The organism is Bradyrhizobium sp. CB2312 (assembly GCF_029714425.1).
In the GTDB taxonomy this organism is placed as follows: Bacteria; Pseudomonadota; Alphaproteobacteria; order Rhizobiales; family Xanthobacteraceae; genus Bradyrhizobium.
This window is the reverse complement of the sequence record NZ_CP121668.1, coordinates 4,454,443-4,477,227: the sequence shown is the minus strand read 5'-3', so window position 1 is coordinate 4,477,227 and position 22,785 is coordinate 4,454,443. Positions and strand designations below refer to the sequence as shown.

Sequence of the window (22,785 nt, the reverse complement as noted above, 5' to 3'; positions counted from 1 at the left end):
ACCTGCGCTGAGCGCATGAAATACTGGATCCTGATTTCAAAGAGATCTTCCGGATTCAAACCAGAAGGTCATGATGCGCAGGTACGATGGCGTGATGCGAACCACTATTGCCGTGGTTGTTCGCATGTTCGTCCGTTGCGATAGGGACCATTTTGGCGATCACCTCGAGGTCCGCTTGCTGACCGGGCGGAACGTGTCGATCGAGCGGGTCATCAAGCTTGCTGGGCGCGACGATCGCGACGAGAGCGGAAGGAGCGGCCTCGCTATCGAAGCGGAACACCTGTTCTTGATCTGCACCGCCTGTCGCGGACGCAACTTTGGCCGGCTGCGCGTCGTCAGATGCGATTGCAGCAGATTGCGCAGCGTGCTGCGAGTTGCCGCGTTCGGCGTTACCGTTGGTTGCAACGCTCGGATCGGCGACTTCGGCTGCTTCCGGCGTGTTCGCGGCGGTTGAGTGCCCCGAATTGCCGTGGTCCACGGCGACCGGTTCTTCCGTCTTCACTGCCGCTGCCGCACTCGCAGGGTCGGAAGCCGGGGCGTGTTGCTCGGCCTCATCGCCGACGCCGGCCCCCGGTGTGAAGTCGGATTCGGTCGGCTCCGTTGCTACCGCCTTTGCAGGCCCAGGCTCCGAAGCGTGCTGCGAGTTACCGCATCCGGCGTTGCCGCCGGTTGCGACGCTCGGATCGACGATTTCGGCTACTTCCGGTGCGTTTGCGGAGGTTGGGTGCAGATCGTGCTCCGCGTTGCCGTGCTCCACGGCGACCGGTTCTGCCGTCTTCACTGCCGCTGACGTCGCCGCGGCGTCCAAGGCCGCAGCGTGATGCTCCGCGCCATTGCCGATGCCGTTGCCCGGCTTGGAATCAGCTTCAGTCGACTCCGTCGCTGGCGCGTTTGCAGACCCTGGCTCCGACGTGTGCTGCGAGTTGCCGTGGCCCTCACTGGCGGCCGTCACGACGGTCGGATCGACCTCGCCTGCGTCAGGCGCGTTTGCGGAGTTTGAGTGCCCCGAGTTGCCGTGTTCCGCTCCGCTTGGCTCTGTCGTCTTCGCGGCCCCTCGCGCAGCGTCCGAAGCCGCAGCGGGATGCTCCGCCCCATTGCCGACACCGTTGCCCGGCTTGAAGTCAGCTTCAGGCAATTCCGTCGCTGCCGCCTTTGCAGACCCTGGCTCCGACGTGTGCTCAGAGTTGCCCTGGCCCGCGCTGGCGGCCGCTACGACGCTCAATTCGACGTTCTCGCCTGCGTCCGGCGCGCTTGCGGAGTTTGAGTGCCCCGAGTTGCCGTGTTCGACAGCGCTCGAGTCTGCCTTCTTCGCTAACCCTCGCGGAACGTCCGAAGCCGCAGCGTGATGCTCGGCCCCATTGCCAACGCCGTTGTGCGGCTTGGATTCAGCTTCAGTCGATTCCGTGGCGGCCGCCTTTGCAGATCCCTTCTCCGAAGCGTGCAGCGAATTGCCATGGCCCGCGCTCTCGGTCTTCGCGACGCCCGGATCGTTCTCGGCCGCGCCCGGCGCGTTTTCAGAATTTGAGTGCCCCGACTTGCCGTGTTCGGCTCCGCTTGAGTCTGCCTTTTTCGCCGCCCCTCGCGGAACGTCCGAAGCCGCAGCGTGATGCTCGGCGCCCTTGCCCGGCTCGACGCCAGCCTCCGTCGATTCCGTGGCTGCCGCCTTTGCAGATCCCTTCTCCGAAGCGTGCGGCGAATTGCCATGGCCCGCGCTCTCGGTCTTCGCGACGCCCGGATCGTTCTCGGCCGCGCCCGGCGCGTTTTCAGAGTTTGAGTGCTCCGACTTGTCGTGTTCGGCTCCGCTTGAGTCTGCCTTCTTCGCTAACCCTCGCGGAACGTTCGAAGCCGCAGCGTGATGCTCGGCGCCCTTACCCGGCTTGACGCCAGCCTCAGTCGATTCCGTGGCCGCCGCCTTTGCAGATCCCTTCTCCGAAGCGTGCAGCGAATTGCCATGGCCCGCGCTCTCGGTCTTCGCGACGCCCGGATCGTTCTCGGCCGCGCCCGGCGCGTTTTCAGAGTTTGAGTGCCCCGAGTCGCCGTGTTTGACCTTCTTCGCTAACTTTGTCGGAACATCCGAATCCGCAGCATGCCGTTCGGCATCATTGTCGACGCCATTGCCCGGTTTGGAGTCAGCTTCAGTCGGTTCCGTGGCCGCCGCCTTTGCAGGCTCCGGCTCCGAAGTGTGCTGCGAGTTGCCGCGGTCCGCGCTGTCGGCCATTGCGACGCTCGGTTGGACGGTCACGTTCGGCCCCGACGAAACGCCAGTGTCGGCATTGATCGGACCACTGTTCGATGTGACATTTCCAACGGCCGGAGCCGCCGCGCTATGGGCCGACACGATCGATGATACGCGAACCGGTTCGCCGGACGCACCATGGCTCTCTTCTCTTGCGTCCGCCGACTCGCCGGTGGTGGTTCTGGACCTTGCCATCCCTCCCACCCCGGTCCGAGTCTGCCCGAACTGGAACCCCAAGCCGTGGTCGGCAAGAACGGCCCAAACCCCGGCCGTCCCGAGCGTGCTCCCGCTCGCCTCGATGCTGGCCCCAGCACCGTCCTTGCTCAGAACAGCCCCATCGATGGCGCTCGCCGATGTCAGCGCTTCTTCGAGCTTCTCCAAGGTGATGGCGACAGGTGCACCTTCTCGCTGGTCGACGACATCCGATTCCGCGACGGACACAATCCCCTGCAGATGGATTTCCAGCAGGCTGCGATCCCCGATATCAAGGACACGATCGGTCGGATTCACATAGACGATCGTTTCATTGCTTGCGGCGTCGTAAATCCAGGCGAGGGTATGTGGCGGTATGGACTTGCTTGCTGCGGTCATATGCAGCCACGCAAGCGCTCCGAAAGCGGCAAGATTGATCCTGCCCGGCCCAGAAGCGAAATCGAAGGCGGATTGGGACGATGTAGAATTGGAATCGGTTGGGGAGCGATGAACAACGTTTCCGTCACCGTTGCCGCCGCCCATCAGTTGATCGCGGCTATATCCGCCAACACTGGCATCGTGACCGGCGTCGGCCAGGCCAACAGGTTTCTGGAGTGTGTCACCCTCGGCGCCGTGGCTCACGCCGTGACTCACTTGGATCCGAGCGCCTTCTCCAGCGACGCTTTCGTTTCCAGTGGTCACATGCGCGGAAGACAGGCGGGAATCGTGCGACGGCAGGCCCGCAGCCGCGTTGTCGTGATTGGCGTTGGCATGAGGGATCGCGGCGAGTTTCGTGGCCGCATTCTCTCCGGCGACGGTCACGACGCTGTCGATCGACGCCTGACCCAGCTCATGCGCCTGCACGGCGAGATGTGGATCGTGCAGTGCGTAGATCAACGCGCCGGCGACAGTGGCGAAGGTGCCATACCCTCCCTGAACCGACATCGGATTGGAAGCAAGCCGGGGGAATTGATGGTCCGCGCCTAGGTCACCTCCCATCTGTGTGTCGCTGGTTGCTCGCAGCAGCGGCGCAGGAAGATTAGGCGTGGCCGATCCAACAGGACCGTAGATTTTCAACGGCTTCGAGTCTGCAGATTGCTCAGCTGCGCGCAGCGCTTCCATTGCCGCCGGCGCGTTCGCGACCTGGCCCAGCTTGGCCAAAAAGTCGCTCTGGCTGAGCAGGTGCGTCTCGCCGGCTTCCCAGACGACGAGGTGCCGGAGAATGGCTTTTTTCCAAGGCTCATATTTCCAAGCCTCATATTTCCAGGGCTCATGCCCGGCGTGGCCGATGCTGTCGTCATCCGGACGCGTGTCGTTCGCTTCCGACGCCTTGAGTTCGTCCGCAATGGCGATCGCCAGAAAGGCCAGCGCGAGCGTGCCGAAACCGGAGGGATGCTTCAACAACGCGAGGGTTGCGAGCACCGTCCTGTTGGTGACCTCGAGCTTCTGAAATATATTGTACAGGTGTACTTTGACTGTCCCTGGTGAAACCTTTAGCCGGCGCGCGATCTCCTTGTTCGACATTCCCTCTGACACCAGTCGAACGATTTGACGTTCGCGGTGCGTCAATAGCTCCAGCTTCGTTTCAATTTTGCCGGCGCCGTCAGCCTCCCTGCCGATCGGCGAGAGATCGAAATGCTCGGGCGATACACTTTGCCTCGTCAGCAGCCGCAGCAGTCGCAGCATGGTGTCGGGGGAGACGTATTTCGAAATTGCGCTGCAGGCACCAGCGGCAATCGCAGCGGTTAGTTCGTGGTTGGCTTCGGCCTCGGTGAAGAACACCAGGCGCGTGGGAACATTCTCGGCTTTCGCAATCGCCAGTATCTCGGTGACCGTCCGGTCCGGCAGGGTGTCGGAAATCAGCGCGACGTCGGGTGTCAAATTCCTGATGGCTTCGAGACCGCTTGTCGCATCGCGGCATGATGCGACAACGTCGAAGTCCTGCTGTGCTCCGAGTATCGACTTCAGCCCCTGTAGAACGATCGGTTGTCGATCGACGATCACAATACGGTTGCGCTGAAATATGCCTTGGTTCGCAGACACGTCTAACATGGACACTGCCTCGGCCCGGCCATCTATGTACTTCGGCATATGGCCGAGACCGGGCAAGATATTAAAATACAATTAATCGAATGAAGAAAGAGGCTTAGCGGCGTTAAGGTTAAATTGGAACCGCGAGCTTTGGGGGCGTTTGGGCGAGAAAATATGTCATTTGACCCGATGGCGGCTGCCATTGACTGGCTCGATGCCTACCGCGCAGGCGATATCGAGGCGATCCTGGACATGTATGCCGACGATGCCGTGGTTCATTGTCGCTGCGGCTGCGGCGGCATCAGAACCATTACGAGCCGCGAGGTACTTCGTGCCTATTGGGTCGATCGCCTCCGGGAGCATCCGGCAGGCAAGTTGGACGATCTCAATCCCTCGCACAACGACGGCACCATTATCTCGTACCTCACCAACGCTGGTGTCATGAGCGCGCTTTTTGCCTTTGACGCCGCCGGTCGGATCAAGGAACTGAGCTGCAATCCCTCGCACTAGACTTGCAGCGTGATCCAGGCCCGCTTCGCTATCCGCCTTACGTAACGGATCGACGGCTGCGATTTCGCGCGCTGGCGGAGAGCCCGACAGGCGTGCTTCCCTAACGCAATCCGCCCGCCTCCTATTGACACGCATCGCGAATGGGCAAATCCTTCCAACCACGCAATTTGCCATTGCCAATCTCAGAGTTACCTAATTCGGCGCCCCGACCTTTATCGGCGCCATCTGACCAAATTTTTTCGGAACTGAAACGGAGGGGCCGATGCGCGCGCTCGCCTTGAATACCGTCTCTCTTCTCGCTCTCGCTACCCTCTCCTCGATCGCCGCCTCGCCTGCCGCACGCGCGGAGGACGGGACCGACGAGCAGTTTGGCAAGGTTCATTTCCAGACGTCATGCAACGAGGTGGCGCAGCGCCGCTTTGACCGCGGGATGCGCTATCAGCACTCGTTCTGGTACCGGCCCGCGAAAGAGATCTTCGAGGAGACGTTGCAGGCCGATCCGGACTGCGCGATCGCCTATTGGGGCATTGCCCTCAGCCTGCTGTACAATCCGCATTTTCCCGCGCCGAAGGAAAACCTCACCGAGGGCCTCGCCGCGCTGCAGAAGGCTAAGGCGATCGGCGCCAAGAGCGACCGCGAGCGGGACTATATCGATGCGCTGCTGGCCTTCTATTCGGGCGACGACAAGACGACGTTTGGCCAGCGCGCGCAGGCCTATCTCAAGGCCACCGAAGCCGTCGCCGCGCGCTATCCCGATGATGACGAGGCGCAGATCGCCTACGCCATCACGCTGAATGTCACGGCCTCACCAAACGACAAGACCTATGCCAACCAGCTCAAGGGCGCCGCCATCCTGGAGCCGATCTTCAAGCGGCAGCCGCGGCACCCCGGCGTCGCGCATTACCTGATCCACCTCTACGACTATCCGGCGATAGCAGCGCAAGGTCTCGACGCTGCCAAGCGCTATTCCGAGATTGCGCCGGCGGCGCCGCACGCTTTGCATATGCCCTCGCACATCTTCACGCGCGTCGGCTACTGGAACGAGTCCATCGACGCCAATAGCCGTTCAGCCAAGGCCGCCAAGGAGGGCAAGGATCCCAGCGAGCAGCTGCATGCCGACGACTACATGGTCTACGCCCTGCTCCAGCTTGCGCAGGACAGCCGAGCCCGCGACGTCATCGCAGACATGGTTGCGACCACGGGCTATGCGCCGGCGGTCCGCGCCGGTCCCTACGCGATAGCGGCGAGCCAGGCGCGCTACATGGTCGAGCGCGGCGATTGGCAGGGCGCTGCCGCGCTGAAGGTCGAGCCGAGCCGGTTTGCCTATGTCGATGCGATCACCTATTTCGCCCGCGCCCTTGGCGCGGCGCGCTCCGGCAATGCTGACGCAGCGACGGCGGACATCGCCAAGCTGACTGAGCTGCGGGACAAGCTGCAGCAGGACAAGGACGCCTATTGGGCCGAGATCGTCGACATTCAGCGGCAGGTCGCCACGGCCTGGCAGCTCAACGCCCAGGGAAAACAGGCGGACGCGTTGGAGGCGATGCGGCTTGCCGCCGATGCCGAAGACAAGACCGAAAAATCCATCGTGACCCCGGGACCGCTCGCCCCGGCACGCGAGCTCTACGGAACCATGCTGCTCGAGCGCGGCATGGCGATGGAGGCATTGGCCGCGTTCGAAAGCACCATGCGCAAGGAGCCGAACCGCTTTGGCGCGACGATCGGCGCCGCTCACGCCGCCGAGAAAGCGGGTGATTCCGTGAAGGCACGCCAGTACTACGCGAAAGTCGTCGACATGGCGCAAAATGGCGACTCCTCGCGGGAGGACCTCGCGGCCGCTCGAAAGTTCATGGCCCAGAATTAGCACGGGTCGCAATTAGCAAGAGTGCCTCGGCAGCTTCCATGCGCCTGACAAGCAAATTCGTCGCGATCAGCGCAGCCACCCTACTGCTCTGCGCAGCCGCGGCGGTCTGGATCTCGCGATCCGGCGAACCGGCACGCGCAACGGCAGCATCGGGTGAGATCCGCCCGGTGTGGACGGAAACCGACTGGCCTTTCGCCGCAGATCCCTGGGGCAAAGGCAAGGCGTTCCGCTGCAAGGCCGATAATTGCGGCGGAGAGGTCCAGCTCTACGTTCGCGCCAAGCTCGGCTTTTGCAACTGCACCACCGGCGTCGCCGACGATGGCGACCTCGAGCAGATGGGCGACCTGGTGCTGATCGGCAAGGCAACGCCGACCGGGGCCGGCCGAGAGATCATCGTCGGCCCGATGCGCGGCCGCAGCCGAGCCTATCGCATCGACGGAAATCGTAACACCGCGCTCTCGCTCGCCTTCAATCAGCGCTGCGACATGGTGTCCGCGACGGCCCTGGTTGGGCCGGGCGCGCCGGCGTCACTGGAGCCGGCGGTGCTGGCGTTCCTCAATAGCGAGCGCATGTTGAAATGGGCCGAGGTCGCGCTGGGGTTATAACCCGGAGCCATTCGGAATGGTGCCGGTCACGCGCCGCCCGACGAGCCAGCCGCGTTCGATCGCGTTTTACCCGCGCCGAAGTCCGCACGCCTCAGATCATCATGGCGTTGCCGCAGGAAAGGACGAAGGTGGTCGCAGCGGGCGCGCGCGCCCATGCTCGTCTGGCCTTGTTGGCAGCCCGCAGAACCGACGGGCGCAGGATTTGAAATGCATCGCGGATCGTTGCGCTGATCGGCTGACGACCGATCCGTCCGCGCAGTCGAGCAACCCGCAGCGCGCGCACCATCGTTTCGGGATCCGGCAGTCCCCTCTTATCTTGCAAAAGGCTCCAGATGAGGTGCTTGAGATCGATCGTCTCCTGGTCGATCTGGGCGAACGATCCGGTCGCCGTGATGCTGGCATGGTCGGTCATGTCGTAGAAGATAAGACCATCGTCGATCGCCACCATATCGCCGTGACAGGCCAGATCGATGAAGAACAGTTGGTCCACCCCCCAACTTATCGACCGATAGTTTCGCATCAGGCAGCCGGCTTTGACGACCTTGCTGTTGACCAACAGTGTCGACGGGACGATCCCAAGTATCCGCGTCTTGCCCGCCAAATAGAGGTCCGCCAGGCACTCCTGACCCGAATAGTGGAAAATCTGGGTTCCTCGCCGGTACCTGATGCCCTCGTCCTGAACCAGATGGCTTGTGGAGGTCATGAATGCCACCGCCGGGTAAGCTGTCGCAAGTCTCACGAAAGTCCGGAGCGCCCCTGGCGCGAGCCAGTCGTCGTCATGCAGCGGTTTGATCCACTGACCGCGGCACGCAAGCATCGCGTTGTTCGTGTTCTCGACCTGACCACGGCCTCGGCGGTTCTCGATCGGTCTGATGCGGGGTTCCCTGCGCGCATATTTCGACAAGACGTGCGAACTTTCGCCGCCCAGCCCTTCGTCATCGCTGATCACCAACTCCCAATTGGCGAAATCCTGCTGCAGCACACTTTCGACCGCACGGCGCAGCGTGTCTGGGCGGCGGAACGTTGGTAGCGCGATCGAAATGAAGGGGCGGAGTTCCGAACCCGGGCGGCTTCCGTATCGATCGGCCTGCAGTGATCCATTGAACGGTACCTCATTCATCGAAGCGGCTGCTGAAACACTCATCCTCGCCTCCCGCTTTGCCTGTCCGCAGGCATGATGGACGTTCTCGCACTGACCCCGCCGAGCCGCCCGAAAGATGGACTGAGGGGACGACGACAGTCATCGTCCATTCGCATGTGACCTTAGACCGCAGCCCGCGATTTTTCGAAGGAACGTCCGGCGGAAAGCCGGCGCGAGGCGTGTCGTCATGGCACACGAATTGTTGATGTCCGCTCGCGCCTTAGTGACGGCGAACGAGCGGATGTGGCCGATGTCGCAGCAGGTTTACAAGCGGGGCTTCCCGGCGCTGTCCGCCCCTACTCGGGCAACCCCGCTTTGCGAAAACCCTCAATCATCAGCTTCGCATTTATTGGTAGCCGGCTCCGAGCGATCCACGCCGATATTGTAAAAGCGGGATCGACCTCAAGCATACCGGCCGCCGCCTCACGGGCCTCAGCGTCACGCCCGAGATGGGCGAAAGCGGAGGCGAGACAGCGATATGGTCCTGGATAGGACGGATTCTGACGCAGGGCTTTCTTTCCTGCAACAATGGCCTCGTCAAAGCGACGAAGCTCAATAAAGGCATACCCCATCCCGGTTAACGCTGTGAATTGTTGCGGGTCCACCGGGCTCATTCGCATGGCGCGTTCAAAGCTCCGGATCGCTTCCTCCGGCTGCCCCGCAATCTTGTAGACCCAGCTTCTGCAGTTCCATGTGTGAGATGAATTTGAGTTGAGCGCGACCGCTCGATCGGCCAGCTCAATTTCAGTTTCAAAATCGCCGACCAACAAAGCGGTGATTAATGCAGCCGTTGCTAACGTGTTTGGGTCATGATCGTCGAGGCTCAGTGCCAGGCGCATAAGCCGAACGGCTTCCTTGCGTTCGAATTGTGGGTCAGTCGCGTAGCTCCTAAGAACGTTTTCCATATGACAGGCACCTGCCAAAGCTGCCGCAGCCGCAAACCCCGGGTCAAGCTCCAGGGCGCGCTGGACCAGTCGGAGTGCCTCGACCAAACTTTCGCGGGACGATCGGTCGGCTTGCTGTACAGCCTGGAGATAAAGATCATACGCGGTGAGGTCTTCCGGTCGCCGCCGCGTCGCCAGTGCAATTTCTGCTTGAAACAACTTCGGCTGAATAGCTGAGACAACGGCGAGCGTGACTTCGTCCTGCAACGCGAAAATATCTGTCATGTCACGCTCGAACCTATCCGCCCAAATGTGCGCGCCCGTGGCCGCTTCAATCAACTGGGACGTGATGCGAACTTTCCCAGACGCCTTGCGCACCGCTCCCTGAAGGACATAGCGCACACCAAGCCTGCGCCCGACCTCCTTGAGATCGACGGCTTTGCCCTTGAAGGTGAAACTCGAATTGCGAGCGATCACGAACAACCATCGGAACCGCGACAGCGCGGTCGTGATTTCCTCAACCATCCCGTCCGCGAAGTATTCCTGCTCGGGATCGCCAGACATGTTCGTGAATGGCAGCACGGCGATTGAGGGGCGGTCGGGAAGCGCAGGAGCACTCTCGGGCGCATCGCCCGGATTTGGGGTCGCGACTTCTCGCGCCTCCCGCACCTGTCCGACGAAGCGGAAGCCCTTGCGCGGCAGTGTCTTGACGAAGCGTTGTTCCTCGCCGGAATCGCCGATTGCGCCCCGGACGGCATTCAGGCGGGTTGTCAGCGCCGCGTCAGATACGCTGCGCCCATTCCAAATGGCTTTGATGAGCTCGTCCTTGCTGACAACCCGCTCCCTGTTGCGGATCAGGTAATCGAGCAGGTCAAAAACCTGCGGTGTGATCGACACCGTATCGGTCCCCCGATGCAGCTCGCGCCGGTCGGTGTCGAATGCGTATTCCTCGAAAAGATAGCGCAAGCTGCCGTTCCTTCTCGGGGTCGCCTCTGTACCAGCGCATGAAGAATATGCCGCCGGTAAGAGAAATGTAACCCGCCAGTTAAGCGCGCCCGCGCATCTTGCGGCAACTTCTGCCTAGAGCATGGTCCGGAAAAGTGCGCAGCGGTTTTCCGAAACGATCATGCTCAAACAATAACCTGACAGTCCAGACGGGACACACCCCCCATGAGCACGATACGCGAGACCACTGAGCTGGGAGTGGTAACCGCAAGGCGGCAGGTCTACAGCCCTCTCGAACCATATTGGGATGCATTTCAGGAGTGGCGCAAACGCCGGAGACTACTGGCCGATTTGTCCGACCTGGGTGACAGGGAGCTGATGGATATCGGTATTGCGCGCGGCGAAATCGACTACCTCGCCTCGCATCGAGGTTGCGATGCGCGGGGCGCCCTATCCGGCGAATGAAGATGCGGGGATCCCTCGGGGAGAAGATCAACCAGGGCGGCACGGCGGACATCCACGCCTGGGCGCCAGGTCAGGTCGTAAAACTGTTCAGGCAAGGCTTCCCGCCGCGGGTCGGCCAGCAAGAGGCGCGGATGATACAGGCAGTCTTCACCGCCGGCGTGCCCGCGCCGGAGGTGTTGGGCGATGTGACGCTCGACGGACGCTTCGGCATCGTGCTCGGCCGCCTCGACGGACCGACATTGCTGCAGGCCACGCGCAGTGGCGCCGTGACGTTCGCTGAGGCGGGTGCGATCCTGGCGTCGCTCGGCCTGTCCGTGCACAGAATGTCGCCGCCGTTGGAGGCCTTCAATTTGCGCACATGGATGGACAACGCCTTCAGGCTCTCGGGCGACATCGTGCCCAAGCACATCGCCTCCGGCATTCTCGCGCTGATCGACCGCCTGCAGCAACCGGGCGACGGGCTGTGCCATGGCGACATCCATCCCGACAATGTGATCATGACCGCGGACGGTCCGCGGCTGATCGACTGGACCTATTCGATCCGCGCACCCGCGGCCCTCGATCATGGGTTCACTCACATCAGCCTGACCGAGTTTGCCCTCGACGTCACCGACAATCCGCAGCGACCGCTTGCGGTCAATGCGGCCGCGCTGTCCGAATACGCGCGGCTGTCCGGCAAGCCGGTAGCGGCGCTGAGGCAAGCGATGGAGACCTGGCTGCCGGTCGCGATCGTCCGCTACTTCCTGCTTATGGGCGGGCCGACAAGCGAGCGATGGCGGCGGATGATGCAGCGCGCCGAAGCGGCCCTGCGCCCGCACGACGGTACTGGTTGATATCTGCAACCGCAGTCGATGATGCTGGGGTCCGGCGGTAATTGGTAGCCGTCCAAGGTGCCGTCGGTTGGTTTCGCTCCGATGTCTCTTTTGGGCATAATGCGAAGAACTCGGAGTGAGACAATCTCGTGGCCATCGCTGGATATTGACTTGCGGCACGGACGATCTGGCGGCAGCTTTCACAGGTCAAGTAGGTAGCGGCGGACGATGATTTCTGTTTGTCGTCGGGTCACAACAGCATGCCGGTTGACCGACGATCTCTACGTTGGAGGGTCGAACTATCTCGCTTCGCACGCCTCTGGCGCTTCTCATCATATCCCTGGGTGCGATCGCCGCGGTGTGGTGGTGGCTGGCCATACCGATCAACTTGGCGCGCGCACCGATCGATCCGAATGCCAAACTGCAATGCATATCCTACGCGCCCTTCCGCAACAACCAAACGTCAGAGTCGCCGACGCCAGTGCCGCGAGACCAGATCGCGGAAGATCTCGCGCAGCTTGCCAAAATAACCGACTGTATCCGTACCTATGCGACTGATCTTGGCCTCGATCAGATCCCCGAACTCGCGTCCAAGGTAGGCCTGAAAGTCATTCAGGGAATTTGGCTCGATAGGGACCGACAGAAGAACGCGAAGCAGATATCCACGGGCATACGCCTCGCCCAGCAATATCCCGAAACCATCACCGCACTCGTGGTTGGCAACGAGGTTTTGTTGCATCGGAAGATGACGCCTTCCGACCTTGCTGCCTTGATCCGCTCGGTCAAGGCACAGGTGCCGGTCCCCGTCACCTATTCCGACGTCTGGGAATACTGGCTGCGCTATCGGGAACTCGATGACGCCGTCGATTTCGTCACCATTCATATCCTGCCATATTGGGAAAATGTCCCGGTCCCTGCGAAATCTGCCGCTGCTCACGTCGACGCCGTCCGAAAGCAGGTGGCGTTGGCGTTTCCGGGCAAGGAAATCCTGATCGGAGAAACAGGTTGGCCGAGCGAAGGGCGGATGCGCGACTCGGCGCTACCGTCGCGCACCAATCAGGCGCGGGTGATCTCGGAGATCCTCGATCTTGCCCGGCGCGAGAATTTCCGCGTCAACCTGTTCGAGGCGTATGATGAATTGTGGAAGCATGAGTTCGAGGGCACCGTCGGCGGATCGTGGGGCTTATTCGATTCCGCGCAGCGCACGTTGAAATATCCGCCCGGCATCCCCGTCAGCAATTATCCGCTCTGGAAACTGCAAATGAGCAGCGGAATGGCGCTGGCGATCCTGGTGTTCGGCACTGCGTGGTTGACCTCGCGCCGGAAGCCCTCGCAGCCTCGGCTCGTCTCATGGTTTGCGGTCGGAATATCGGCAACCACCGCCGGAGCCCTGTTTGGGGTGGCCGCTCAAAAGATGTTCTATGAAAGCTACGACGCGGGCAGCTGGCTTCTGTGGGGCGCACTTCTGGTGGCGGCAACTGCCTCGCCGCTATTTGGCGCTAATGCCCTGATCTCCGGGCGCGCACCGCCTACATTTCTGGAATTGCTGGGTCCGGAGGACTTCCGGACCCCATCCGGGCTAGCGATCTTGCACGGATTGATCTTGATCGTCACCATCGTGATCGGCACGCAGACCGCGCTGGGCTTTATATTTGACCCGCGCGAGAAGGATTTTCCTTTTGCGGCCCTCACTATGGCGGCGGTCCCTTTTGCGGCTATGACTCTGCTCAATCGCCCCAAGAAAGGAAGCCGCCCCATGGCGGAAGCGATATTTGCCGGCGTATTCTTGGTGGCGGCCATCTATGCAGCGCTTAGCGAAGGGCCGGATAATTGGCAGTCGCTGTGGACTTGTGCTGCCTATATCCTGCTTGCAGTTACGCTGTGGCGCGCGCGCGCTTGAGAAAACCTGGTCAGCGCGGAGCGATGCCCTTCCCTTATAGTCCGAGATAGGCGGTACGCACCGCGGGATTGGCATTGAGTTCGGCCGCCGATCCTTGCAGCACGATCCGGCCGCTTTCCAGCACATAGCCACGGGTCGCGACGTCGAGCGCCAGAGCGACATTCTGCTCGACGAGAAGAATACTCGTGCCACGGCCGTGAATGGCCACAAACGCTTGGTGCATTTCCTCCACCACCTTCGGGGCGAGACCGTGGCTAGGCTCGTCAAGCAGCAGAAGCTTCGGCCGCAGCATCAGGGCGCGTCCGACCGCTACCATCTGCTGTTCGCCGCCCGACAATGTTCCGGCCAGTTGTTGGCGCCGCTCGCGCAGGCGCGGGAACAACACCAGCACGTCGTCCATGCGTTCCGGCAGGTCACCGACCGTGCGCAACGTAAAGGCCCCAAGCAGGAGATTCTCCTCGACTGTCATGTCCGGGAATATCTGACGGCCCTCTGGAACGTGCGCAATGCCGAGTGAAGGGATATCGTGCGCTGCGCGGGCCGCCAGGTCGGTGCCATCGAATCGTAGCGTTCCGCCGACGTGCGGAACCTGCCCGGAGATCGAGCGCAGAATTGTGCTCTTGCCGGCGGTGTTGGCGCCCATGATGCAAACGAACTCGCCCGTCAGCATGGACAGGTCGATGCCATGCAGCACCTCGGCCTCGCCGTAACTGGCCCGCAGCCCTTCGATCTCGAGCAGCGGTGCTGTGGAGGTCATCGCCGGGTCTCGAGCGAGCGTCCGAGATAGGCGTCGATAACATGCGGGTCCGCCGCAATCTGCTCCGGCGTGCCGTCGGCGAGAAGCCGGCCGAAATTAAACACCAGGATCCGGTCGCACACAGCCATGATGGCGCGCATATGATGTTCAACCAACAACGGCGTGATGCCCTCGTCCCGCAGCGACCGAATGAGCTGCATGATCTCCCTCATCTCCACTGGATTGAGCGCTGCCATCACTTCATCGAGCAGCAGTACTTTGGGACCGGTGCACAGCGCGCGCGCCAGCTCGACCCGGGCCCGCTCTGGGAACGATAAAGTGCCCGCCTGCTTGTGTGAAGCAGCCCTCAAGCCCACCCGATCGAGGCATATCAGAGCTTCGCGTCGCGCCGCCTGGACGTTGTGGCGTAGCAGGGCAGCGGTTAGCACGTTGTCTAGAACTGTGCTTTCGGCGAACAATGCGAGGTTCTGGAACGTTTTGGTCATGCCGCGCGCGGCAATGCGATGCGGCTTCAGCCCGATAAGGCTTTCGCCATCGAGGATCACAGTGCCGCTGTCGGGCCGGATCAGCCCCACCAACGTGCTGAACAACGTCGTCTTGCCAGCACCGTTCGGTCCGATCAGGCCGACGATCTGCCCCTTTGGCACGGAAAATGTCACTTCAGACAGCGCCTGTAGCCCGCCGAATCGCCGCGAGATACCGCGCACATCGAGGATCGTCATAGCGAAGCCCTCCCAGTTGGCTTGATAACGGTGACGAAACCGCGCGGCCGCCACAGGATTACGGCGATCAGGATAATGCCGAAGACAAGTTGCGACAGGCCGGCCGCGCGCGATGACAGCAGTTCGTTCATCACCTCCTCTAGCGGAATGATGAAGAAGGCGCCAAGAATTGGTCCAATCGCGGTGCCGACGCCGCCGATAATGGTGATCAAGGCGACTCGGATCGAAATCGACGCCACTCCGAAGACCGTATCAGGATCAAAAAACACCGCGATCTGCGCATAGAGTGTTCCGAGCATCGCCATCAGCGCGCCCGATAGCACCGCGGCTTGCATCTTCACCTTGGTCGTGTTGATGCCGATGACCTCGGCGGCGGCCGAATCCTCCTTGATCGCACGCAGTCGATATCCCATCGCGCTACGACGGATTATCTCGAAGATCAGGGTGACCACGATCAAGGCGATCAGTGCGATGTAGGCGTGAGGCCTCAGCAGCTTGAACGAATAGGCGCTCAAGCTCGGCGGCAAGAACGGCACCGAGAGGCCACCGGGCCCGCCTGTCAGTGACGTCCACACATTCGCGATCACGCGCATCACCTCGCTAAACGCAAGCGTCGCCAGGGCGAAATAGTGTCCCCGCAGCGGCATCGTCGGAATCGCTATCGCGAGCGCCGCGAGCGCGCCGAGCGCACCGCCGGCTAGCATGCCGAGCCACGGCGTGATGCCGAACTTCACTAGCAATATGGTGGAGGTGTACGCGCCGATTCCGAAGAAAGCAGCGTGCCCCAGCGACAGCTGGTTGGCGAGGCCGCCGACGATATTCCACGCCTGTGCCATGGCGGCGAACAGCAGCGTTAAGGCAAGAACGCGAATCCAGTAGCCGCGCGCATCAAGGGCCAGTGGCAGCAGTGATGAGATCGCGATGACGATCGCAATGACGATCCAGCGCTTCACCGGCTTGCCCCCACGAGTCCTTGCGGACGGATCGCGAGCACGAGAATGAATACAATAAACAAGACGAGGTTCTGCAGTTGGATCGGAAAGACCAACGACGACAGCGATTGGATCACGCCTACGGCCAATCCGCCCGCGACCGCGCCCGCGACGCTGCCCAACCCCCCGAGCACGACTACGGTGAACATCAGTACGACGAACTGGCCGCCAACGCTTGGAAATACCGTCACGTAGGGAAGGATGATAGCCCCCCCGAACGCGGTGAGTCCGACCCCGAGCGCGTAGGCAATCTTGTACATCCGCGCCGTATCGATCCCTACCAATTGCGCGGCCACCGGGTTCTGCGCGGTCGCGCGCATCGCTCGCCCGAACCAGCTCGATTGCATGAACCACCACAGCGCAGTGCCGCAAGCAAGCGACATTGCGAAGGCGATCAGGTAGGGAACGCTGATGAAGAGCGGCCCCAACCGTAGCGACATAGTCTGATAGACCGTCGTGACCGAGCGGAACTGCGAGCCGAAGAGCAGTAGCGATCCGTTTTCGATCACAATCAAGATCCCGACGGTGAGAAAGATTTGCGCGACGGACGGTGCCTTGAGGACCCGCGCGATCAGCTGCCCTTGCACAATCCAGCCGATGGCAAAAGCAACCCCAAACGACAGCGGCGCCGCCAGAACGGGGTCGAGCCCCAGAAAAGCCCAAGCAAACCAGGCGACGAACATTCCGATGGTCAGGAATTCACCCTGTGCAAAGTTAACTATGCCCATCACGCCGTACACTAGCGTGAGGCCAATCGAAATTACCGCGTAAACGCCGCCGACCAACAGTCCGTCGAGAATGGCCTGGAGGACGGACACAGCGTACGTCAGCGGTCTAGGATTGCCATTTCGCCTCGCTCTTCGCGATGTCCTTTGGCCAGACCGTGACGAGTTCCTTGTTGCGCCATTGCACCATCAGGGGGACCGACAGCGTATTCAGCCCGGTCTGATCGAACTCGACAGTGCCGCCGGGCATGGCTCTGGTCCAGCCGTGTGTGAATTTCGCGCCATGGAGTGTTGCCACGACATCCTGGGCTTTCGCCGACTTCGCCTTTTCGATCGCCTGCACCAACACCTCGAGGCAAACCGCATGCTCAAGCGCCTCATGCACCATGAAATAGCCGAAGCGCTTGCGGAAGCGTTCAGTCAGACCCGGCGCGAGATCGTAATTGGCCGGCGCGATTGACAGCACGTTTTCCGCGAACTCGCCGAGCCCCTTCTCAAAATCCGGAATCACATAGCCGGCCGCGCCACCGACAGCGGGAATGGTGATGCGCTGCTGCCGCATGGTCCGGATGATCAGAAGGCTGTCGTTCAGATACGACACCGGGAAGACTGCCTGGGCGCCGGACGTGCGCAGCTTGTTGATCAGCGGCGTCGCGTCGGTGATGCCGAGCGGATAGGCATCGTCCATTACGATCTCGATGTTCGCTGCCTTGGCGCCGGCGCGCAGACCACCGGCTTGCGCGGTGCCGTAAGCCGTGTCTTCGTACATGATGGCGATCTTGTCGATCTTGGCGCCGGCGGCCTGCGCGATCGCCGCAGTGTAGTCGAGCTGTGCCTTGCCGATGACGGATGCTTTCGCAACCACCTGGAAAATATTCTTGTAGCCGCGGCCAGTGATCTGATCGGCGAACGACATGGTCAGTAACGGAACGTCCTGCCGCTCGGTAACTTCCGAGATCGCGATGGTCAGCGACGAGGCGAACGCGCCGAGAATGGCAACGACATCGTTTTGCGTGATCAATCTTTGTGCGACGGTGCCCGCCGTCGTGGGCGTCGACGTGGAATCTGCGACTATAAGATTGATCTTTGCGCCGCCGAGCTCCTTAATTCCGCCCGCCGCATTGATCTCGTCAGCGACAAGTTCGATTCCATTGCGCGAGTTGATTCCGAACTGAGCGTTCGCTCCCGATAGCGGCATAATGACGCCGACGTTGATCACTGGCGTCGCCGCGTGCGCCGAGTGCAAAACACTCGGCATCGCCAACAGCGATACAGTGCCTGCAAAAAGGGTCCGCCGGTTCAATCCCTTGACCTGCGATTGGACGTTTTTCGACATCCCTCCCTCCCTCTTTCTTCTCCCTTCGGTATTCCGGACACGATTGTGCGAATGTGTGCCGCAGCGGGCTCTACACTTTGCCGGAGTCTTCTGTTGCGACGCAGCAGAGCCCGGCGTCGCAGCGCCTGCCAAGGCACGCATAATCCGATGCCCGGACCCTAACACTTTGCGAGTGGAAGCCCACCGCCAAACATCAATGATCGACCGGCGTGTCCATATGCCACGTCTGTTGTGGCGCAGCGAAGACACTGACGGAACATGAAAGCAGGTGTCGCTGAACAAACATGGGCTACTCCTTTGCTGATGACACGTGATTTGAAATTGTATGGTGTGAGCCTCCATCAATTTTCGTCTAGAAGTTGGAGCACAGGTTCACGTCGCGTCGGGTGTTTTGTGTGTCAACGCCTCTTACGTGTCATGCAATGTGATCTGCGCTTCATGCGAAGCGCGTCCGAGCGCAACTTGCAGGGAAAGTCATCGCAATCACGATCGCCGATCGCTCCGGGATCGCGAGCGACCGGTCAGACCGCGCCTTGCTTTTCGGCTCCACTCGCGTGAGCGGACCTACATGAGCCCACCCGCGCCTACGCCGTCCGCAGCACCGGTGCCGGCGGCTGCGACGGCCGGATCAGCGCGAAGGCGACCTGGATGATGCCGCCTGCAAGACCGAGCGCCACGCCGATGCGCCAGGCCATGGTGTAGGAGCCGAGCGCGTCGTAGAGCAGCCCTCCCCCGTAAGCGCCGAGGAAGCTGCCGATCTGGTGGCTCATGAAGGCGAGGCCCTGGATCATCGCCTGCCAGCGCAGGCCGAACATCTCGGCGACGGCGCCCGCGACCAGCGGGCCGACGCCCATCCAGAGGAAGCCCATGATCGCGCCGAACAGCAGCGTCGAGAACGACGTCGCCGGCAGCATGAAATACCAGGCAAGCGCGAGCGAGCGCAGGATGTAGATGCCGCCGAGCAGCGCCAGCTTGTTCCAGCGCTGGCCGGCCCAGCCGAAGAACAGCGAGCCCAGCACGTTGAAGCCGCCGATCATGCCGAGCGTCTGCGCGCTGAGCATCGGATCGAGGCCGCAGATGGCGAGATAGGACGGCAGATGCGTGGTGAGGAAGACGAGTTGCATGCCACACACGAGATAGGCGCAGGTCATCACCACGAAGGGAGCATTTCCGAACGCCGCCTTCGTCACCGACGCGGCCGTGGCATCACCGATGTCGTCGGCGGCCGGCTTCGGCAGCGGGATGGCGTCGACGCGGCCGGCATACCATGCCGCGGGGATCATCAGCACCGACATGACGACGAAGCCGGCAAGCCCGATGCGCCAGCCAAAGCCCTCGTTGAGCATCTGGCCGATCGGCGCCGACAGCAAGGCGCCGAGCGAGCCCGCGCCGGAGACGATGCCGAGCACGGTGGAGCGCACCGTTTCGGGCACCGCGCGCGCCGCCACCGACATCGCGATCGCCGCGGCGGTGCAGGCGAGCGAGGTGCCGATCAGCACACCGGCGCCGATCATGATGCTGACGGGGCCGTTCGCGATTGCCATCAGCGCGAGGCCGACGATGTACATCAGCGCGCCAACGATCATGATGGGCCGGAAGCCGTAGCGCACCGTCATCGCGCCGGCGAGCGGCTGGAGGAAGCCCCAGGCGAGATTCTGCACGGCGAGCGCCAGCGTGAAATCCGAGATCGAGATGTGGATGTCGTGCGTCAGCGGCTGCATGAAGATGCCCAGGCTCTGCCGCAGCCCCATGCTCAGCGTCAGCATGATCGAGGCGCCGATCAGGATGGGCAATGTCGGACGCAGGACCTGCAACAGGGGCATTTTTGTTCTCCCATCTGGGCGCAGCGCAACCGCCGCCGTCTGCAATATCAGTTGATTTTGGTTACACAGACCTGTGTACTTAGGCTATAGAAGGCCGTTGCTGTCAAGCGAACAGGACACCCGACGCCGCATGGCTCCCCTGCCCCCTCCACAGACGATGAAAGAGCGGATCCTTCAGACCGCCGACAAGCTGTTCTATCTGCAAGGCATTCGCGCCATCGGCGTCGACACCATCGCGGCCGAGGTCGGCATCAGCAAGCGCACGCTCTACAACCATTTCCCGTCCAAGGACGCGCTGATCGCGGCCTATCTCGAGCGCCGCTTTGTGGCTCAGCGCCCCTCCGACAAGCCGCCGGCCGAGCAGATCCTCGCCACCTTCGATTCGCTGGAGCGGCGGTTTGCGGCGAAGGATTTTCGCGGCTGCCCGTTCGTGAATGCGGTGGCGGAGCTTGGGCCTGCGGATCGCGCGGTGAAGAAGATCGCGATCGCCTTCAAGGAAAGCCGCCGGATCTGGTTTCGTGATCGCTTGACCGAGCTCGGTGTTGCGGATGCGGATGCGCTGGCGACGCAGCTCGTGCTGCTGGTCGATGGCTCCATCGCGCAGGACCTCGTCCGCGACGACCCCGCGATGGCACGCGCCGCGAAGGAGGCGGCGAAGGTGTTGCTGCGGAACGCGGGGGTTGATGTGGGTGGGGATGCCAAGGCGGTGAAGCGAGGCAAGCCCCCGCCACAATAACAGCTGTCGTCCCGGACAAGCGAAGCGCAGATCCGGGACCCATAACCACAGGAAGACGTTTGGCGAAGACTCGGAGTTACCAGCTCGCGCTATAACCCCTCCCTGGGGTTATGGGTCCCCGCCTGCGCGGGGACGACAGCTGAGGATGTGGCGACAGCAACTATTCACGCGTCGCTCGACCCTACCAACATGCCCCTGTTTTGCCCGACGTGTCAAATTGCGGTGCAACCGGCGCCGATCATTCCGCGATCCGCGCAAGTCCTTGATCCGGCTAGCGCCGGCTACTGTGCATGGGGTTGTTTTCGCATTTTTATGCGCAGGCAGCCTCACGCCGCCTGCGACACCACGCGATTGCGGCCGTCGTGCTTGGCGCGATAGAGCGCGGTGTCGGCGCGCTTGAGGACGTCGGCGACCGCCTCGCCCTTCTGCTCCAGCGTGGTGAGGCCAATCGAGATCGTGACCTCGATGCGCTTGGTGCCCTTGTGGACGGCGAACGGCTCCCCCGCAATCGAGCGGCGCAGGCGCTCGGCGACCATGCCGGCGACGTGCAGATCGGTCTCCGGCATCACGATGACGAACTCCTCGCCGCCATAGCGGCAGGCGAGATCAATGCCGCGGATCGATTTGCGCACGCGCACGGCAAATTCGCGCAGGACGTCGTCGCCGGCATCATGGCCGTAATTGTCGTTGATGGATTTGAAGTAATCGATGTCGAGGATCATCAGCGCGAGCGGCTTGCCGCGCATCGAGGCCTGCTCGGCGAGCGTCGCCAGATGGCTCTCCATGTAGCGGCGATTGTGCAGGCCGGTGAGCGCGTCGGTGATCGCCATCTCGATCGAGTTCTGCACGTTGTCGCGCAGATGATCGGTGTAGCGCCGGCGGCGGATCTGGGTGCGGGCGCGCGCCAGGAGCTCGGTCTTGTCGATCGGACGCAGCAGATAATCGTTGACGCCGATCTCGAGGCCGCGGAGCAGCCGCGTCGAGTTCTCGGGGTCGGCAATGGCGAGGATCGGCACGTGGCGCGTGCGCTCCAGCGAGCGCGCCTGGCTGCACAGCCTGAGGCCATCGAAATTGTTGAGGTCGAGCGAGACGATCAGGAGGTCGTAATTGCCCTCGGCGGCGTGGAACAGCGCCTCCGTCGGATTCGGCTCGACGTCGATGGTGTGCTCGGCAGCGAGGGTCGTCGCCAGCCGCTCATAGGAGGACTGGCGGTCGTCGACCAGAAGGATGCGGCCGCCCTTGCCGGTGTCGGCGACGGCGCTGCGCTCGGGCGCCTGCATGCCGATCTCGAGCGAGGTGATGGCGCGCATGCGCAGCTCATCGGTCATCATCTTCAGCCGCGTCAGCGAGCGCACGCGCGCGATCAGCACGACGTCGGAGACGGGCTTTGTGAGGAAATCGTCGGCGCCGGCCTCCAAGCCGCGGTTGCGGTCGGCGGGGCTGTCGAGTGCGGTGACCATCACGACGGGGATGTGGTGCGTGGCCGGATCGGTCTTGAGGCGGCGGCAGACTTCGAAGCCATCCATATCAGGCATCATGACGTCGAGCAGGATGATGTCGCATTCGGCTCTCCGGCAGATCGCCAGGGCCTCCGTGCCGTTCGAGGCAGTCATCACGTCGAAATATTCGGCCGAGAGTCGGGCCTCCAGCAGCTTGACGTTGGCAGGAACGTCATCGACAACCAGGATACGCGCGGACACTGTGAACTCACTTCCTATCCGATAAAACGCCGGACCGTCTCAATGAATTTGCCGACCGAGATCGGCTTGGACAAATAGGCCTCGCAGCCGCCCTCGCGGATGCGCTCTTCGTCGCCCTTCATCGCGAACGCCGTGACCGCGACGACGGGAATGGCACGCAGCTCCGGATCGTCCTTGATCCAGCGCGTCACCTCGAGGCCGGAGACCTGCGGCAATTGGATATCCATCAGCACGAGGTCGGGCCGCATCTTGCGCACGAGGTCGAGCGCCTCGTAGCCGTTGCTGGTGCCGGAGGTCTGATAGCCGTGCGCCTCCAACAGGTCGCGGAAGAGCTTCATGTTGAGCTCGTTGTCTTCCACGATCAGGACGGTCTTAGCCATCCCGCCCTCCTGTTTGGTCCGAAAGACCG

At 62.1% G+C, this 22,785-nt stretch carries 18 protein-coding genes; 7 read left to right on the top strand and 11 right to left on the bottom strand.

Going from position 1 to position 22,785, the window contains the following annotated elements; all coding sequences use genetic code 11:
* Positions 1 to 55: 55 nt before the first annotated feature.
* Positions 56 to 4,480, bottom strand: coding sequence for a LuxR C-terminal-related transcriptional regulator (locus QA642_RS21920; RefSeq protein ID WP_283086464.1), 4,425 nt, complete (start codon positions 4,478 to 4,480; stop codon positions 56 to 58).
* A 153-nt stretch (positions 4,481 to 4,633) separates the two neighbouring features.
* Between QA642_RS21920 and QA642_RS21915 the strand changes: the two genes are divergently transcribed.
* From QA642_RS21915 to QA642_RS21905, 3 genes are all read left to right on the top strand, one after another.
* Positions 4,634 to 4,969, top strand: a complete 336-nt coding sequence (locus QA642_RS21915; protein ID WP_283086463.1) for a nuclear transport factor 2 family protein — start codon at positions 4,634 to 4,636, stop codon at positions 4,967 to 4,969.
* 262 nt (positions 4,970 to 5,231) lie between these two features.
* Positions 5,232 to 6,833, top strand: coding sequence for a hypothetical protein (locus tag QA642_RS21910; RefSeq protein ID WP_283086462.1), 1,602 nt, complete (start codon positions 5,232 to 5,234; stop codon positions 6,831 to 6,833).
* 38 nt (positions 6,834 to 6,871) lie between these two features.
* Entirely contained in the window at positions 6,872 to 7,438 is a 567-nt protein-coding gene (locus QA642_RS21905) for a hypothetical protein (RefSeq protein WP_283086461.1), read from the top strand.
* 91 nt (positions 7,439 to 7,529) lie between these two features.
* Here the strand turns inward: QA642_RS21905 and QA642_RS21900 are convergent, their stop codons facing one another.
* Both QA642_RS21900 and QA642_RS21895 read right to left on the bottom strand, forming a co-directional pair.
* Positions 7,530 to 8,582: a glycosyltransferase family 2 protein gene (locus QA642_RS21900; protein ID WP_283086460.1), complete on the bottom strand. Its 1,053-nt coding sequence runs from the start codon at positions 8,580 to 8,582 to the stop codon at positions 7,530 to 7,532.
* A gap of 293 nt (positions 8,583 to 8,875) precedes the next feature.
* Entirely contained in the window at positions 8,876 to 10,429 is a 1,554-nt protein-coding gene (locus QA642_RS21895; RefSeq protein ID WP_283086459.1) for a winged helix-turn-helix domain-containing tetratricopeptide repeat protein, read from the bottom strand.
* Positions 10,430 to 10,633: 204 nt separating this feature from the next.
* Between QA642_RS21895 and QA642_RS21890 the strand changes: the two genes are divergently transcribed.
* The 3 genes from QA642_RS21890 to QA642_RS21880 all read left to right on the top strand — a co-directional run bounded on the left by QA642_RS21890 (position 10,634) and on the right by QA642_RS21880 (position 13,585).
* Positions 10,634 to 10,873, top strand: a complete 240-nt coding sequence (locus QA642_RS21890; RefSeq protein ID WP_283086458.1) for a DUF1127 domain-containing protein — start codon at positions 10,634 to 10,636, stop codon at positions 10,871 to 10,873.
* 2 nt (positions 10,874 to 10,875) lie between these two features.
* Positions 10,876 to 11,706 (top strand): phosphotransferase, encoded by an 831-nt coding sequence (locus QA642_RS21885; RefSeq protein ID WP_283086457.1) that lies wholly within the window; start codon positions 10,876 to 10,878, stop codon positions 11,704 to 11,706.
* Between the two features lie 265 nt (positions 11,707 to 11,971).
* Positions 11,972 to 13,585, top strand: coding sequence for a glycosyl hydrolase family 17 protein (locus QA642_RS21880; protein WP_283086456.1), 1,614 nt, complete (start codon positions 11,972 to 11,974; stop codon positions 13,583 to 13,585).
* A 34-nt stretch (positions 13,586 to 13,619) separates the two neighbouring features.
* Here QA642_RS21880 and QA642_RS21875 read toward each other — a convergent pair whose 3' ends face one another.
* The 6 genes from QA642_RS21875 to QA642_RS21850 form a co-directional block, all read right to left on the bottom strand.
* The gene (locus tag QA642_RS21875) at positions 13,620 to 14,342 is read right to left on the bottom strand and encodes an ABC transporter ATP-binding protein (protein WP_283086455.1); all 723 of its coding nucleotides are present in this window, start codon (positions 14,340 to 14,342) and stop codon (positions 13,620 to 13,622) included.
* Positions 14,339 to 15,064 carry an ABC transporter ATP-binding protein gene (locus QA642_RS21870; protein ID WP_283086454.1) on the bottom strand — a complete coding sequence of 242 codons (726 nt, stop codon included), beginning with the start codon at positions 15,062 to 15,064 and terminating at the stop codon, positions 14,339 to 14,341. The genes QA642_RS21875 and QA642_RS21870 overlap by 4 nt, the downstream gene beginning before the upstream one ends.
* Positions 15,061 to 16,017: a branched-chain amino acid ABC transporter permease gene (locus QA642_RS21865; RefSeq protein ID WP_283086453.1), complete on the bottom strand. Its 957-nt coding sequence runs from the start codon at positions 16,015 to 16,017 to the stop codon at positions 15,061 to 15,063. The genes QA642_RS21870 and QA642_RS21865 overlap by 4 nt, the downstream gene beginning before the upstream one ends.
* Complete coding sequence (locus QA642_RS21860; protein WP_283086452.1) at positions 16,014 to 16,874, bottom strand: branched-chain amino acid ABC transporter permease; 861 nt, start codon at positions 16,872 to 16,874, stop codon at positions 16,014 to 16,016. The genes QA642_RS21865 and QA642_RS21860 overlap by 4 nt, the downstream gene beginning before the upstream one ends.
* A 16-nt stretch (positions 16,875 to 16,890) precedes the next feature.
* Entirely contained in the window at positions 16,891 to 18,249 is a 1,359-nt protein-coding gene (locus QA642_RS21855; protein WP_283086451.1) for an ABC transporter substrate-binding protein, read from the bottom strand.
* Between the two features lie 452 nt (positions 18,250 to 18,701).
* Entirely contained in the window at positions 18,702 to 19,940 is a 1,239-nt protein-coding gene (locus tag QA642_RS21850; RefSeq protein ID WP_283086450.1) for an MFS transporter, read from the bottom strand.
* Positions 19,941 to 20,070: 130 nt separating this feature from the next.
* Between QA642_RS21850 and QA642_RS21845 the strand changes: the two genes are divergently transcribed.
* A complete protein-coding gene (locus tag QA642_RS21845) occupies positions 20,071 to 20,676 on the top strand; it encodes a TetR/AcrR family transcriptional regulator (protein ID WP_349253861.1) in 606 nt (201 codons plus the stop codon).
* A gap of 326 nt (positions 20,677 to 21,002) precedes the next feature.
* Here QA642_RS21845 and QA642_RS21840 read toward each other — a convergent pair whose 3' ends face one another.
* Together QA642_RS21840 and QA642_RS21835 are read right to left on the bottom strand one after the other, a co-directional pair.
* Positions 21,003 to 22,376 carry a PleD family two-component system response regulator gene (locus tag QA642_RS21840; protein ID WP_283086448.1) on the bottom strand — a complete coding sequence of 458 codons (1,374 nt, stop codon included), beginning with the start codon at positions 22,374 to 22,376 and terminating at the stop codon, positions 21,003 to 21,005.
* Positions 22,377 to 22,390: 14 nt separating this feature from the next.
* Complete coding sequence (locus QA642_RS21835) at positions 22,391 to 22,756, bottom strand: response regulator (RefSeq protein WP_008566616.1); 366 nt, start codon at positions 22,754 to 22,756, stop codon at positions 22,391 to 22,393.
* Between the last annotated feature and the right edge of the window lie 29 nt (positions 22,757 to 22,785).